This window comes from Streptomyces sp. NPDC088354, assembly GCF_044753585.1.
Classification (GTDB): domain Bacteria; phylum Actinomycetota; class Actinomycetes; order Streptomycetales; family Streptomycetaceae; genus Actinacidiphila.
On record NZ_JBIVNJ010000002.1, the window covers coordinates 349,895 to 364,729 of the forward strand.

Here is a 14,835-nt window from a genome sequence, read left to right on the forward strand (position 1 = left end):
CGATCCCCCTCGGTCGCCGAGCCAGGACCCAAGTGTCCTGCCGAACCGGCCACATGCGACACCATCGGTACGGCCGGGGCTGTGGAAGCGCGGCGCCCGGCACGGCCCCCGCGACGCGGGCGTGCACCGAGGCGCAGCCGTCGCGCGCCGTGTGTGGCGGGGCTTGTGCGGTTCGCGCGCACGCAGTGCGACGCCCGGTCCGGGGACCGGCGTCGAGCGCCCCGAACCGGCCCGGGCGGCGCGCGGTGCTCGTCGACGCCGACCCGCTCGGCGGCGGTCTGGACGTGCTGCTCGGTGCGGAGAGGGTGGCCGGTCTGCGCTGGCCGGACCTCGCCGAGTCCCGGGGCCGGGTCAACAGCGGCGCTCTGGAGGAGGCACTGCCGCGGGCGCACGCCCTGAGCGTGCTGAGCTGGGACCGCGGGGACACGGTGGTCGTTCCGCCGCGGGCGATGCGGTCGGTCATGGGCGCCGCCCGGCGGCGTGGCGGAGTGGTCGTGGTGGATCTGCCGCGGCGCATGGACGAGGCCGTGACCGAGGCGCTGGCGCAGACGGACGTGGGCCTGCTGGTCGTGCCCGCGGAGCCGCGGGCTGTGGCGGCTCGCGCAGGCCGAGCCCGCGGCCCGAATCCGGCGGTGGGGGGTTCACGGCGCACCGGCGCGGCGCCGGAAGGCGTCCGGGGCACGTGGCGGCCACCGGGCCGTGCCCGTGACTTCGTCCCTGTCTGGGCCGCTTCGTACCCCCCGCGCCGTGGCGCAAAGGTGACTTGGCACCTGCTGGACAGCCAAGGGGTACTGACCCCCGCCATCAGCGGGGACATGCTTTCCCGCCATGAGACACATGAACAGCAGGTGGCGGCCGAGGGTGCGGAGCCCGCGGCCGCAGTACGTGGCGGCCGCCGCTCTCGCGGCGCTGCTGGCAGGTCTGACCGCGACTCCTGGCGCGGCCCAGGACACCGGCCGGGACACCGGGCGGAGCGGCGGGCAGTCCGGCTCCGGCGCGCAGGGCAGCGCGGCCGGGATCACCCGGCAGCAGGTCACGTTGATCACCGGTGACCGGGTCACGCTGGACACGGACCCCTCGGGCAGGCAGAGCGTCACGGTCGAGCCCGCCAAGGGGCGCGAGCACATCACGTTCGTCAAGCGTCAGGACGGCCGGGACTGGATCGTCATACCCGCCGACGCCCTCCCCCTGCTGGCCACCGACCGCCTCGACGCGGCGCTGTTCAATGTCTCGGCCCTGGTCGCGGGCAAGTACGCCGAGCGGTCGAGCCTGCCGCTGATCGTCCAGTACGCGGGTGACGCGGGCACCGCCGAGCGCCGGCTCACCGCGGCCGGGGCCGACGGTGCCCGGACCGTCGCCGGAACCCCCTTCGCGACCCTGGCCGAACACCGCGAGGACGCCGCGGCGTTCTGGAAGGGCATCGCCCCCGGCCAGGCGGGCGCCACGTCCTTCGGCGCGGGGGTGCGCCGGGTCTGGCTCGACGGGCGTTCCACGGTCCAGGCCGAGAGCACGGCGACCCGCATCGGCGCCCCGCACGCCTGGGAGAAGGGCTGGACCGGCACCGGCGTCAAGGTCGCGGTGCTGGACACCGGTTACGACCCCGACCACCCGGACCTCAAGGGCCTCGTCACCGAGTCGGCGAACTTCACCGGCGAGCCGAACACCGACGACCTGATGGGGCACGGCACCCACGTCACCTCGACCATCGCCGGATCCGGCACGCTCTCCGACGGCCGGTACAAGGGCGTGGCACCCGGTGTGCAGATCCTGTCCGGCAAGGTGTGCACCGGGGACGGCAACTGCGACAACTCCGCCATCATCGAGGGTCTGGCCTGGGCCGCCCAGCACGGCGCCAAGGTGATCAACCTCAGCCTGGGCGACACGGACACGCCGGAGACCGACGCCGTCGAGGCCATGGTCGACACCGTCAGCCGTGACTACGGCGTCCTGGTGGTGGCCGCGGCCGGCAACAACGGCTCCGGCAGCAGGGTCTCCTCGCCCGCCTCCGCGGACCGCGCGCTGGCCGTCGGCGCCGCCGAGGCCGACGACGACCGCGCCGTCTTCAGTTCGGTCGGCCCGCGGACCGGCGACTCCGGCCTCAAGCCGGACATCATCGCCCCCGGCGTCGGTGTCGTCGCCGCCAGGGCGGGCGGCACCACCGCCGACGACGGCTACATCGCGATGGACGGCACGTCCATGGCCACGCCGCACGTGGTCGGCGCCGCCGCCATCCTGTTCCAGCAGCACCCGGACTGGACCGCCGAGCAGGTCAAGCGTCAGCTGATGCAGTCGGCGACCGGTGCCCTGGAGCACGGCGCCTACTACCAGGGCGCCGGGCGCGTCGACGTCGCCCGGGCGGTCGACCAGGAGGTCACCGCCGACGTCGCCGCAGTGGACTTCGGGCTGGTCCGCTGGACCGACGCCCAGCGGCCGCCGGTGAGCCGGAAGATCACCTACCGGAACCCGGGCGCAGCCCCGGTCACCCTCCGGCTGGCCCAGAACGCGAGCAGCGGCCTGCTGGACAAGCCCGCCCCCGCAGGCTTGTTCCGGCTGAGCGCCGACACCGTCACCGTCCCCGCGCACGGAACGGCGGACGTCACCCTCACCGGGACCCCGGAGGCCACCACGGCCTACGCCGCCTACAGCGGCGTGGTGACCGCGAGCACCGCGGACCGCCAGGTGTCGGTGCGCGTCCCGTTCGGCCTGGACCTCGAGCAGCCGTCCTACGACCTGCGCATCGACATGAAGAGCCGCACGGGCGCGGCCCCCGACACCGCGTACCTGCTCGTCCAGTCGGCCGACCGCAAGTCCTTCGAGGTGGAGGCGCTCGGCAAGAACAGCACCGTGGTGCGGCTGCCGAAGGACACCTACTCGGTGAGCGGCTTCTTCTTCGACGCGTCGTTCACCGAGGGCGTCATCGTGGGCGTGCCGAAGGTCGTGATGACCGCCGACCGGCAGGTCGCCGTCGACGCACGGAAGGCGAAGCCCGTGACCGTCTCGGCGCCGAGCCGCGCGGCGCGCATCCTCTCGGCGGAGATCGGCACCATCAGCCTGGGCGACGAACTGCTCTCCGTCACCATGAACAACGCGGTCGGCGAGGACCACATCGAGGGCGTGTACGCGACCCCGACGGCCCGGGACAAGGACGGGAAGTTCACCTACCTCGTCAGCACCGTCTGGGGTGACCCCACCGGCCCGGACGGCAATCCCTCGTCGGTCTACTACCTCTCCCGGCCGGTGCACGGCGCCATCCCGGCCGACCCGGGGTACCGTCCCCGCGCGTCGGAACTGGCCAGGGTGGACACCACCTTCGCCGCCACCACCCCGGGAACCACCGCGGCCCGCCTCGTCTGGATGTACGTCGACAACGTCCGCTTCAGCGCACCCTCGATGACGGGGCTGCCGGTCCCGACCCGGCGGGTCGACTGGTTCTCCGCGGCCGAGGGCCTGCGCTGGCAGGCGGCCTTCGACCAGAACAACATCTTCGACCCGGACACCCGCGGACAGAGCTACCTCGGCGATCTGCACGGCTACAAGGCCGGCGCCAGGGTCGAGGAGCGCTGGAACGGCGGCGTCCAGGCCCTGGGCCTCTCGTCGCAGATGGCCGCCTTCCGCGAGGGCGACACCGTCTACCGCCCCTTCCAGTCGGCCGCGAACGGCAACCTCGATCTGGTGGCCGACACGACGGCGGGCCTGCCCGCGGTGGAGCTGCGGCGCAACGGCGAACTCGTCTCCGAGGACTGGAGCATGAGCGACGTCCCCGCCGACCCGACCCCCGCCGACTACCGCCTGACGGTCGAGCAGGACCGCGACCTCGCCCCCAGCTCGGTCTCCACCCATGTGTCGGCCGAATGGCGCTTCCGGTCGCAGACCACCGCGACCCGTCAGGCGCTGCCGCTGTACGCGGTGCGCATGTCGCCCGAACTGGACGAGTGGAACCGTGCCAGGGCCGGTCGTGAGCTCCGCATCCCGGTCCTGGTCCAGCGGACGCCCGGCGCCGCCGAGTCGCCGATCCGCACCCTCACCGTCGAGGTCTCCTACGACGAGGGCCGGACGTGGCAGTCGGCCGCGGTCAAGGGAACCGGCACGCAGCGCACCGTGACCGCCGACAGCCCGCACCGTTCCTCGGGCGGATCGGTCAGCCTGCGCACCTACGTCAAGGACGCGGCGGGCAACTCCTTCAAGGAGACCGTGATCAGGGCCTACCTGCTCAAGTAGCCGCGACCGCGAGCACAGCCGCAAGCGCGGGACCGCGCTTGCGGCTGCGCGGCGCTCAGAGCCAGTTGCGGCGCGCCGCGTGCCATCCCAGTTGCATGCGGGTGGCGACGCCCGCGAGGCCCATCAGTCCCTGGATGCGACGCTGGACGGTGCGCTTGCTCACGCGGAGCTGCCCGGCGATCGCCTCGTCGGTCAGGCCGGCCACCATCAGGGACAGCAGGTGCCGGTCCTCCGGGGCCAGCGACGCGGCGTCCTCGGGGCCCGCGCCGCCGATCCGGCCCTCCTCGGTCACCCGGAGCGGGGCGCCGACCTCCCAGTAGCGCTCGAACAGGTCGATCAGCGCCTCCAGCAGACTGCTCTCCCGCACCAGCGCCGCCTTGAGCTCCTTGGGGTTGCCGGGGGCGCCCGAGGAGGCCAGTGGCAGGACGGCCACCGACCGGTCGGAGACCGCCATCCGCAGCGGCAGCCGTGGCACGGCGCGGGCGACCTCGCCGGCGTGCACCCCTCTGACGACGTTGTCGACCGCGCCGGGGTCGTCGAAGTACGCCTGCTCGTACAGGACCCGGTAGAGCACGCCCCGGGCGTGCGCGGCGAACTGCTCCTGGTTGCTCTCCGGGGACATGGCCACGTAACTGGCCTTGCAGAACCACGTCATCTCGTGACGGCTGTTGTCCTGGAGCTGCCGCAGCCGCTGCCGCAGGGCGGCCGCGCCGCTGATGATCTCGATCGCCTCGCCCCCGACCCGGGCCCGCGCGCCGCGCTGGTACGCCTGCACCATCTCGAACACCGCCACGCGGGTCCGGTCCAGGTCCTCGGAGTGGCGCTGGAGCCGCGGTACGAGGGCGACTTCCGGCGGGATGGCGGCGAACCAGCCGGGGCTGTCCTCCACCGGGTACGCCAGCCCCTTGGCCTCCAGCGCGAGCAGCAGCCGCCGGACCGCCGCGGTGTCGAGGCCGCAGCGGCCGGAGACCTCCTCGGCGGACGCCGACTCGTGGCCGAGCAGCAGGCGGTACACATCGCCCTCGGCGGCCGTGAGGCCCACCGTCTCCAGCATGTCGTCCCTCCCGTCACCGCCCGGCGCGATCCGGGGTCCGCGTCGGAGAACGTGTTTCGTCCGGCGTTGGATTCCATCAGCCCATCCGTCCGGGGACAACGTCGGTTGCCGAGGGCAACCGCGTGGCGGCACGAGACCCGTGCACCGTGCACCGTGCACCGGTGACCGTGGGGCGGGAGGCGTTCGCGCGGCCCGGGAGCGCGGGGTGCCGGTGCTGCTCGGCGGGGACCGCAACTGCCGCCGGTGTGACGCAGGAGTCCTGACCTGCGCCGCGACGGGGCGGGCTCATGCCCGCCCCGTCCGACCCGGCGCGGTTACCGCTGCCGGTCGGCGCGACGGCGGGCCACCAGGAGGGCGCCCGCGCCGAGGGCCAGGGTCCCGGCAGCGGCGGCGGTGAGGGGCAGGACCGAACCGGAGCCGGTGGACGCCAGGGCACCGCCGGTGGAGGAGAGGCCGGTGGTGCCCGTGCTGCGCGTGGTGGAGCTGCCGCCCGTGGCGCCGGTCCCGGAGCCGGACGTCGAGCCGGACGTCGAGCCGGAGCCTCCGGTGGAGGCCGTTCCGGAACCGCCGGAGGCCGTCCCGGAGCCTCCGGTCGTGCCTGTCGAGCCGCTGCCGCCCGTGGCCCCGGCACCGGCGACGTCGAGCAGGATGTCCGCGGTGTCGTTCGACCTGACGGTGTCGAAGGGGCGGGGGAGCTTCCCCGCGAGCGCCACCGAGCCCTTGGCCCCCGGCACCGCCTTGTCGATCCTCAGCTTGAAGTCATAGGTCTGCCCGCCGTGCTCGTCGACCCAGGAGTCGCCCATGCCGCATTCGTACGTCGCCGACCCCAGGTTCCTGCAGAATCCGGCGGACTTGGCGACCGACGTACCGGCCGGCATCTTGATGCGGACGACGGCCGGGGAGACGCCGTCCCGGAGCACCCAGCCCGGCCCGGCGTTGGTGAACTTCACCTCCAGCGGGACCGTGTCGCCGACCCCGCCCTCCAGCCGGGCACCCGTCACCTGGAAGTCGGCCGTGTTCTCGGCGGTCACGTCGACGGTTGCGAAGTCCCCGCCGTCCGGCCGGGCGGAGCCCGGGGCGGCCGGGGTGTCGTCGGGCCGCTCGACCAGCTTCACCGCGGGCGCGGTGCCGGGTATCGGCTCGAACCCGCCTTCCGAAACGGGTTCGGTGCCCCAGATCGCCACCCTCAACAGGTCGTACAAGGAGTGGTCGAGGACCTTCAGGGCCACTGGCTTTTCCAGCGCGTAGACGACGCCGGGTCTCACCGGCTGGTCGAACTCGCAGAGCAGGTTCGAAAAGGCCGGCAGATCATCGTGAGCCTGGCCATCCCAGCGTCCGCAGTTGGAGGGCACCTCGGTGTGGCTGAGGCCGCGGGTGACGTCGAACTCCATCCAGACCTTGTCGAGCGCCGCGGGGCCGGTGTTCGTGAAGGAGATCGGCACGCTGAGCGCACTGCCGGGCTTCACCCCGTCGATCGGGGCGATCTTGCCCAGCACCACCCCGGGTGCCGGGTCCGCGGCACCGGCGGGGGCGGCACCCAGCGCCATCAGCGCCAGGGCACCGACGGTACCGGCGGTCCAGCGGAGGGCACGGTGGCCGTGAGAAGTGGGAGTCATGGAATCCTCTGAGTGAAGTGGCGGCTGCCGACGGCTGAACCAAGGGTGAACACGTGCTCCACAGGAGACTTCCGCCGTCGTCGAAGGGTTGTAGGAGCCGGCGCAGCGGACGGCGGATCGTCCGGAGCCGCCGGCGTGCCTCACCTGCGGCGCGACGCGACCCCTGGCGCCGTGTCCGCCGCACCCGGCGCAGGGCGATCCGCGCCGCTTGCCGTCCAGGCGCCGGATTCCTGCCGGAGCCCGTCCGCTGTACCAGGAGGGGAACCGCGGGGGACGAATGCGCTCGCGGCGGGCCCAGCGGTGCGGCCCCCGGGGCGACGGGCGTCCCGATCGCCCTGCTGCCGGAAAGAGCGGGGCGCGGCGAGGATGCAGTGGGTCAGCGCCGCCGCGATGGGCAAGGATGGGGTCATGCCGAACCGCCTCGCCGACGCGACGTCGCCGTATCTCCTCCAGCACGCCGACAACCCGGTCGACTGGTGGCCCTGGGGGGAGGAGGCCTTCGCCGAGGCCGAGCGCCGGCAGGTGCCCGTCCTGCTGAGCGTCGGGTACGCGGCCTGCCACTGGTGCCATGTCATGGCGGGGGAGTCCTTCGAGGACGGGGAGACCGCCGCGTACCTCAACGAGCACTTCGTGTCGGTGAAGGTCGACCGCGAGGAGCGGCCCGACGTCGACGCCGTCTACATGGAGGCCGTGCAGGCGGCCACCGGCCAGGGCGGCTGGCCGATGACGGTGTTCCTGACCCCGCAGCGCGCACCGTTCTACTTCGGCACCTACTTCCCGCCGGCCCCGCGGCACGGCATGCCCTCGTTCCGCCAGGTGCTGCAGGGCGTCGAGGCCGCCTGGCGCGAGCGCCGCGACGAGGTCGGGGAGGTCGCGGCGAGCATCGTGAAGGACCTGGGCGCGCGCTCCATGGCCCTCGGCGGGACGACCCCGCCGGGACAGGAGGAACTCGCGGCGGCGCTGCTCGGGCTGACCCGGGACTACGACGCCGCGCACGGCGGCTTCGGTGGCGCGCCGAAGTTCCCGCCGTCGATGGCCCTGGAGTTCCTGCTGCGGCACCACGCGCGCACCGGTTCCGAGGGCGCGCTGCAGATGGCCGCGGACACCTGCGAGGCGATGGCCCGCGGCGGCATCTACGACCAGCTCGGGGGCGGCTTCGCGCGCTACTCCGTGGACCGGGAGTGGGTGGTGCCGCACTTCGAGAAGATGCTGTACGACAACGCCCTGCTGTGCCGGGTCTACGCCCACCTGTGGCGCGCCACCGGCTCCGACCCGGCCCGCAGGGTCGCCCTGGAGACCGCCGACTTCCTCGTCCGCGAACTGCGCACCCAGGAGGGCGGCTTCGCCTCCGCGCTCGACGCCGACAGCGACAAACCGGGCGGCGGTCACGGTGAGGGGGCGTTCTACGTCTGGACGCCGGCGGAACTGGAGGACGTCCTGGGTCCGGCGGACGCGGCCCTGGCAGCGGCGCACTTCGGCGTGACGGAGGAGGGCACCTTCGAGGAGGGCGCCTCGGTGCTCCAACTCCCGGCCGACGCGGGCCCGGCCGACGCGGAGCGCATCGCCTCCGTGCGGGAACGGCTCTTCGCTGCGCGCGAGACCCGCCCGCGCCCCGGCCGGGACGACAAGGTGGTCGCCGCGTGGAACGGGCTGGCGATCGCCGCCCTGGCCGAGACCGGCGCGTACTTCCAGCGGCCGGACCTCGTCGCGGCGGCCGTGGAGGCCGCGGACCTGCTGGTGCGGGTCCACATGGACGAGCACGGCCGGCTGGCCCGGACCTCGCGGGACGGCGTCGTGGGCGTCAACGCCGGTGTGCTGGAGGACTACGCGGACGTCGCGGAGGGCTTCCTCGCGCTCACCGCGGTGACCGGCGAGGGTGTGTGGCTGGACTTCGCGGGGCTGCTGCTCGACTCCGTGCTGCGGCACTTCACCGGGGAGGCGGGGGCGCTCTACGACACCGCGGACGATGCGGAGGCGCTGATCCGCAGGCCCCAGGACCCGACCGACAACGCCGCGCCCTCGGGCTGGACGGCCGCTGCCGGGGCCTTGCTGTCGTACGCCGCGTACACCGGCTCGGACCGGCACCGCGAGGCCGCCGAGCAGGCGCTCGGGGTCGTGGGCGCGCTCGCCGGCCGGGTGCCGCGGTTCATCGGCTGGGGGCTGGCCGTCGCCGAGGCCGCGCTCGACGGTCCCCGCGAGGTCGCGGTGGTCGGCCCGGTGGACGACGCCGGGACGGCGGCGCTGCACCGCGTCGCGCTGCTGGGCACCGCCCCGGGCGCGGTGGTCGCCGTCGGCGCGCCGGGCACCGGCGAGTACGCCCTGCTGGCCGACCGCCCGCTGATCGGCGATCGTCCGGCCGCTTACGTCTGCCGCCACTTCGTGTGCGCGGCCCCGACGGCCGACCCCGAAGCACTGGGGGAGCAGCTCGGCGCGCGCTGACCCCGGCGTACGGCAGAGCCGGGCCCCCGTCGACCCGTCACGATCACCCAGCCGACCACCGGTGCGGGGTCCGGGCCCGGTTGCCGCATCCCCGGCCGCCCCGCTCGGAGGTGCCCCCAGGCGCGGAGCTTCCCCGGACTTCGGCCCGGGGAAGCGGCCGAGGCGTCCGAGTGGCCCCGCTCCGGCGATTCCTGACGACCCGCCGCCTTGCGACGCACCGCGCAGGGGGCTCTTCCAGCGGTGGCCGGCGGAGCCGATGGGACGACAGGGCCCGGCGAACCGGACCCGCGCCGCTCTCGGCGGTCGTCAGCGGCCGTGCAGGTTCGCCGCGAGCAGGGTCAGCGCGCGGTCGAGGATCGCGGCGAGGTCGTCGCCGCCGCCCGTGTCGATCCAGTGGAAGACGGCCTCGCTCCAGGCGCCGATCAGCGCCCCGACGACGATCCGGATCTCGAAGTCGTCCTCGGGGCGCCCCAGACGCTCGGCGGTGACGGAGGCCAGCAGCCGGCTGGACTCCTGGATGTTCTCGCCCATGCGGGCGCGGATGGCCGGGACGGTGCGCACCAGCCGCAGCCGCTGCCGCATCTCGTCCAGTTCGGCCGGGTCGGTGAACATCTCCCGCAGCGGCCCCAGCAGGGCGTGCCGCACCGACTCGACGATGGGCTCCGTCACCGGGCGGTCGCGCAGCGCGGCCACCATGACGGGGTCGTACTCGTCGGTGAGGACGATGTCCTCCTTGGTCGGGAAGTACCGGAAGACCGTGCTGGCGGAGACCTCGGCCGCGTCCGCGATCTGCTCGACGGTGGTGCCGTCGTACCCCTGCGCCTCGAAGAGCCGGTAGGCCGCGCGGCGGATGGCCCGGCGGGTCTGGATCTTCTTGCGCTCGCGGAGGCCGGGTCTGGTCGAGCTCGTCGGTCTCGTCGGTGCGGTCACGTGGTCATTGTCGGGCATCGGTCGCCGGCGCGGCCACGGCGGCGGACACCGTAGCCCGCGTCTTCCCGCCCGTGCCCGGCAGGAAGAGGGCGGTCAGGACGGCGGCCGCCACCGAGGCGCCGCCGCAGACGAGCAGGGCGAGGTCCATGCCGTGCACATAGGCCGCGTCCGCGGAGGCGGCCAGCGCCCGGTCGCCCAGGGCGGCGGCCACCGCGTGCGCCGCGCCGACGGAGCCCGCGGCGGTGCCGGCGGCCGCGGCGGGCAGGCCGGTGGTGTCGAGCCGGCCGGTGTACGCGCCCGCGAGCAGGCTGCCCAGGATGGCCACGCCGATCGCGCCGCCGGTCTGCCGCAGGGTCATCAGCAGCCCGGAACCGGCGCCGGCGCGCTCCTTCGGCAGGGCGCCGAGCGCGGCGTCCATGGCCGGGATCATCGCGAAGCCGAAGGCGAACCCGGTGACCGACAGCCACAAAGCGGTGAACCCGTAGCCGTCGTGCACCTGGGTACGGCTGCCGAGCACGGCGGCCCCGGCGAGCGCCACCAGCCCGGCGGTCACCACCGGCCGCGCCCCGAACCGCGCGACCAGCGGCGCGCTGCCCCGGGCCGCCACCATCAGGCCGCCCATCATGGGCAGCAGCCGCAGGCCGGTGCCCAGGGCGTCGTTGCCGAGCACGGCCTGCAGGTACTGCGGCAGCACGAAGAGCAGCCCGGTGAGGATGAAGGTCACCAGCGTCGCGGCGACCGCGTTCCACAGGAAGCCGCGCTGCCGCAGCAGGCCGACGTCGAGCATCGGCCGTTCCTGGCGGCGTTCGCGCAGCACCAGCCCGGCGAGCAGGGCGACGGCGCCGAAGAGCGCGAGGAGCACCAGCGGATCGGCCCAGCCCCGCCGCGGGGCCTCGATGATGCCGAGGACCAGCGCGCCGAGCCCGGTCATCACCAGCGCGGTGCCGGGCAGGTCGATCCGGGGTGTGGCGGGGTCGCGGGTCTCGGGCAGCAGGAGGAGGCAGGCGGTGATGCCGACGGCGACCAGCGGGACGTTGACCCAGAAGATCGAGCCCCACCAGAAGTGGTCGAGCAGGACGCCGCCGATGATCGGCCCGAGCGGCAGGCCCAGCGCCATGGCGGCGGTGACGGCGCCGACCGCCTTGGAGCGCTCCTCGGGCCCGAACAGCGAGGGCAGGACCGACAGCGCGAGCGGCATGACCAGCGCGGCCCCCAGGCCCATCACCGTGCGGGCGGCGACCACCGGCCCGGGGCTGCCGGCGAGGACGCCGAGCACCGAGCCGGCGAGGAAGACCGCCAGGCCCGCGACGAGCATCCGGCGCCGCCCCCAGCGGTCGCCCAGCAGGCCCGCCGGGAGCATCGCGGCGGCGAACACCACGGTGTAGGCGTCCACGATCCACTGCTGGTCGCCGGTGTCGGCGCCGAGTTCGGCGGCCATGGTCGGCAGCGCCACGTTCAGGATCGTCATGTCGAAACCAAGGACGAGCATGCTCGCCACCAGCGCGCCGAGGGCCCACCAGCGGCGGGGGTCGTTCGTCGTCATGGCGCGACTCTTTCCGATAGCCGGTATCAAATGACAGTGACTCTCAAAAAAAGGTAGCTGTCAATGCGGGTATGCGAAAGCCCCGCGGACCGCCGGAGCGGTGCGCGGGGCTCTCGGGGCCGCTGCGGTGGGCTACGCGTGGTTGTAGGCCACCAGCGAGATGCCGACGTAGTGGGCGATGAAGGCGGCGAGGGTGAACGAGTGGAAGACCTCGTGGAAGCCGAAGAAGCGCGGCGAGGGGTTGGGGCGCTTGGTGCCGTAGACGATCGCGCCGACGCTGTAGAGCAGGCCGCCGACGACGATCAGTACCAGCACGGCGACACCGCCGCGCCGCATGAAGTCGGGCAGGAAGAAGACCGCCGCCCAGCCGAGCGCGATGTAGCAGGGCGTGTAGAGCCAGCGCGGGGCGCCGACCCAGAAGACCCGGAAGGCGATGCCGGCCAGGGCTCCCGCCCACACCAGCCAGAGCAGTATCTCCTGCTTGCCGGTGGGCAGCAGGAGCAGGGTGAGCGGCGTGTAGGTGCCCGCGATGATCAGGAAGATGTTCGCGTGGTCGAGGCGGCGCAGCACGGCCTCGCCGCGCGGACCCCAGTTCCCGCGGTGGTAGAGCGCGCTCACTCCGAACAGCGCGCAGGCGGTCACGGTGAAGACGGCGCAGGCGATCCGCCCGCGGGTGCTCTCCGCGAAGGCGGTCAAGGTGACGCCCGCGACCAGGACGGCGGGGAACATCCCCGCGTGCAACCACCCCCGGAGTTTGGGCTTCAGTGGGGCGGCGACGGCGGCGAGTTCATCAAGGGCGGGAGGCACAACGGGAGTCTCGTCCACGGAGCTCATGAGGTCAATGCTACCTACGCTCGCGTAAGTTACCTGTAGGTAACTTGCGATGTCGCCGGACGGGGGGAGTGGCGCTGCTCACCTCACGCGCCCTGGACAGATCCCGTTTCCTGTCCTGATACTCATATGAGTGCGGTCGGCACCGGATGAGCAACCCACGAAGCAGCATCCGGGTCGCAGCCCCCAAGGGGTCCCAACAAAACACCCTCGAAAACTGACGCCAGGTGAGTGCACACCGGGCGGAACGGAGCGATCGTGGCGCGCGTCAATGCGGCTCCCACCCATCATCAGGACCTGATCGCCTGGGTCGGCGAGATCGCCGAACTGACCCAGCCCGACGAGATCGTGTGGTGCGACGGCTCGGAGGAGGAGTACCAGCGCCTGGCCGACGGGCTCGTGAAGCAGGGCACCTTCACGAAGCTCGACCCGATCAAGCGCCCCAACTCGTACTACGCCGCCTCCGACCCGACCGACGTCGCTCGTGTCGAGGACCGCACCTTCATCTGCTCGGAGAAGGAGCAGGACGCCGGCCCGACCAACCACTGGAAGGCCCCCGCCGAGATGCGGGAGATCTTCACCGGACCGCAGGGACTCTTCCGCGGCGCCATGCGCGGCCGGACCATGTACGTCGTCCCGTTCTGCATGGGCCCGCTCGGCTCCGAGCTGTCCGCGATCGGCGTGGAGATCACCGACTCCGCGTACGTCGCCACCGCCATGCGCACCATGACGCGCATGGGCCAGGACGTGCTGGACGCGCTCGGCGAGGACGGCTTCTTCGTGCGGGCCGTGCACACCGTGGGCGCCCCGCTGGAGCCCGGCCAGGACGACGTTCCGTGGCCGTGCAACTCCACCAAGTACATCTCGCACTTCCCCGAGACGCGCGAGATCTGGTCCTTCGGCTCCGGCTACGGCGGCAACGCGCTGCTCGGCAAGAAGTGCTACGCGCTGCGCATAGCCTCGGTCATGGCGCGGGACGAGGGCTGGCTGGCCGAGCACATGCTCGTCCTGAAGCTCACCCCGCCGCGCGGCGGGGCCGAGGCCGTCAAATACGTGGCCGCCGCCTTCCCGAGCGCCTGCGGCAAGACCAACCTCGCGATGCTGGAGCCGACGATCCCCGGCTGGACCGTGGAGACGATCGGCGACGACATCGCCTGGATGCGCTTCGGCGAGGACGGCCGTCTCTACGCGATCAACCCCGAGGCCGGCTTCTTCGGGGTCGCGCCGGGCACCGGCGAGCACACCAACGCCAACGCGATGAAGACCCTGTGGGGCAACTCGGTCTTCACCAACGTCGCCCTCACCGACGACAACGACGTCTGGTGGGAGGGCATGACGGAGGAGCTCCCGGCGCACCTCACGGACTGGAAGGGCAACTCCTGGACGCCGGAGTCGGGGACCCCCGCCGCCCACCCCAACGCCCGCTTCACCGTGCCCGCCGCCCAGTGCCCGACGATCGCGCCCGAGTGGGAGGACCCCAAGGGCGTGCCGATCTCGGCCATCCTCTTCGGCGGCCGCCGCGCCTCGGCGGTCCCGCTGGTCACCGAGTCCTTCGACTGGCAGCACGGTGTCTTCCTCGGCGCCAACGTCGCCTCCGAGAAGACCGCCGCCGCCGAGGGCAAGGTCGGTGAGCTGCGCCGCGACCCGTTCGCGATGCTGCCGTTCTGCGGCTACAACATGGGCGACTACTTCGGCCACTGGGTCGGGCTGGGCAAGACGCACGACGCCGACAAGCTGCCGAAGATCTACTACGTGAACTGGTTCCGCAAGGACGCGGACGGCCGGTTCGTGTGGCCCGGCTTCGGTGAGAACAGCCGCGTGCTGAAGTGGATCGTCGAGCGCCTCAACGGCCGGGCCGAGGGCGTCGAGACCCCGATCGGCATCCTCCCGGCCGAGGGCTCCCTGGACGTCGCCGGGCTGGACATCGAGCAGAAGGACCTCGATCTGCTGCTCTCGGTGGACATCGAGACCTGGCGCGAGGAGGCCTCGCTCATCCCGTCCCACCTGGAGACCTTCGGCGACCACACGCCCACGGAGCTGTGGGACGAGTACCGCGCCCTGGTGAAGCGCCTGGGCTGACCGCCCGCCGGAATCCGGGTCCCCCGGCCCTCCTCGCGTGTGCGGCGCGGGCGGGCGGTCCCGGCGGTAGGCGCGGCCCCGGTGGCGGGGGGTCCCTGACCCTGACCAACCCCCGCCGGACGGGT

At 73.2% G+C, this 14,835-nt stretch carries 8 protein-coding genes and 1 pseudogene; 4 read left to right on the forward strand and 5 right to left on the reverse strand.

Annotation, left to right across the window (positions count from 1 at the left end; all coding sequences use genetic code 11):
- Nucleotides 1–227: 227 nt before the first annotated feature.
- Together ACIP98_RS04895 and ACIP98_RS04900 are read left to right on the forward strand one after the other, a co-directional pair.
- A pseudogene (locus ACIP98_RS04895) lies at nt 228–599 on the forward strand (septum formation initiator); the annotation flags it as partial.
- 238 nt (nt 600–837) lie between these two features.
- Nucleotides 838–4,218, forward strand: a complete 3,381-nt coding sequence (locus tag ACIP98_RS04900) for a S8 family peptidase (protein WP_401973759.1) — start codon at nt 838–840, stop codon at nt 4,216–4,218.
- A 55-nt stretch (nt 4,219–4,273) separates the two neighbouring features.
- Here ACIP98_RS04900 and ACIP98_RS04905 read toward each other — a convergent pair whose 3' ends face one another.
- Nucleotides 4,274–5,272 (reverse strand): helix-turn-helix domain-containing protein, encoded by a 999-nt coding sequence (locus tag ACIP98_RS04905; protein WP_319658719.1) that lies wholly within the window; start codon nt 5,270–5,272, stop codon nt 4,274–4,276.
- 314 nt (nt 5,273–5,586) lie between these two features.
- Nucleotides 5,587–6,888, reverse strand: coding sequence for a hypothetical protein (locus tag ACIP98_RS04910; protein WP_401973761.1), 1,302 nt, complete (start codon nt 6,886–6,888; stop codon nt 5,587–5,589).
- A 408-nt stretch (nt 6,889–7,296) separates the two neighbouring features.
- On the opposite strand from ACIP98_RS04910, the gene ACIP98_RS04915 reads away from it, so the two are divergent.
- Entirely contained in the window at nt 7,297–9,327 is a 2,031-nt protein-coding gene (locus ACIP98_RS04915; protein ID WP_319658721.1) for a thioredoxin domain-containing protein, read from the forward strand.
- 306 nt (nt 9,328–9,633) lie between these two features.
- Here the strand turns inward: ACIP98_RS04915 and ACIP98_RS04920 are convergent, their stop codons facing one another.
- The 3 genes from ACIP98_RS04920 to ACIP98_RS04930 form a co-directional block, all read right to left on the reverse strand.
- On the reverse strand, nt 9,634–10,275 hold the full coding sequence (locus ACIP98_RS04920; RefSeq protein ID WP_401973763.1) for a TetR family transcriptional regulator: 642 nt from the start codon (nt 10,273–10,275) through the stop codon (nt 9,634–9,636).
- Nucleotides 10,262–11,800 carry an MFS transporter gene (locus ACIP98_RS04925; RefSeq protein ID WP_401973765.1) on the reverse strand — a complete coding sequence of 513 codons (1,539 nt, stop codon included), beginning with the start codon at nt 11,798–11,800 and terminating at the stop codon, nt 10,262–10,264. Before ACIP98_RS04925 ends, ACIP98_RS04920 begins: the two co-directional genes overlap by 14 nt.
- A 132-nt stretch (nt 11,801–11,932) precedes the next feature.
- Nucleotides 11,933–12,634 (reverse strand): hemolysin III family protein, encoded by a 702-nt coding sequence (locus ACIP98_RS04930; RefSeq protein WP_319658724.1) that lies wholly within the window; start codon nt 12,632–12,634, stop codon nt 11,933–11,935.
- A 255-nt stretch (nt 12,635–12,889) separates the two neighbouring features.
- Between ACIP98_RS04930 and ACIP98_RS04935 the strand changes: the two genes are divergently transcribed.
- Nucleotides 12,890–14,710 carry a phosphoenolpyruvate carboxykinase (GTP) gene (locus ACIP98_RS04935; RefSeq protein ID WP_319658725.1) on the forward strand — a complete coding sequence of 607 codons (1,821 nt, stop codon included), beginning with the start codon at nt 12,890–12,892 and terminating at the stop codon, nt 14,708–14,710.
- The last annotated feature ends 125 nt before the right edge of the window (nt 14,711–14,835 follow it).

What these genes read in the sequence shown, in the direction of transcription:
- ACIP98_RS04900 (WP_401973759.1), top strand. Translation starts at nt 838, where the DNA reads ATGAACAGCAGGTGGCGGCCGAGGGTGCGGAGCCCGCGGCCGCAGTAC.
- ACIP98_RS04905 (WP_319658719.1), bottom strand. Translation starts at nt 5,272, where the DNA reads ATGCTGGAGACGGTGGGCCTCACGGCCGCCGAGGGCGATGTGTACCGC.
- ACIP98_RS04910 (WP_401973761.1), bottom strand. Translation starts at nt 6,888, where the DNA reads ATGACTCCCACTTCTCACGGCCACCGTGCCCTCCGCTGGACCGCCGGT.
- ACIP98_RS04915 (WP_319658721.1), top strand. Translation starts at nt 7,297, where the DNA reads ATGCCGAACCGCCTCGCCGACGCGACGTCGCCGTATCTCCTCCAGCAC.
- ACIP98_RS04920 (WP_401973763.1), bottom strand. Translation starts at nt 10,275, where the DNA reads ATGCCCGACAATGACCACGTGACCGCACCGACGAGACCGACGAGCTCG.
- ACIP98_RS04925 (WP_401973765.1), bottom strand. Translation starts at nt 11,800, where the DNA reads ATGACGACGAACGACCCCCGCCGCTGGTGGGCCCTCGGCGCGCTGGTG.
- ACIP98_RS04930 (WP_319658724.1), bottom strand. Translation starts at nt 12,634, where the DNA reads ATGAGCTCCGTGGACGAGACTCCCGTTGTGCCTCCCGCCCTTGATGAA.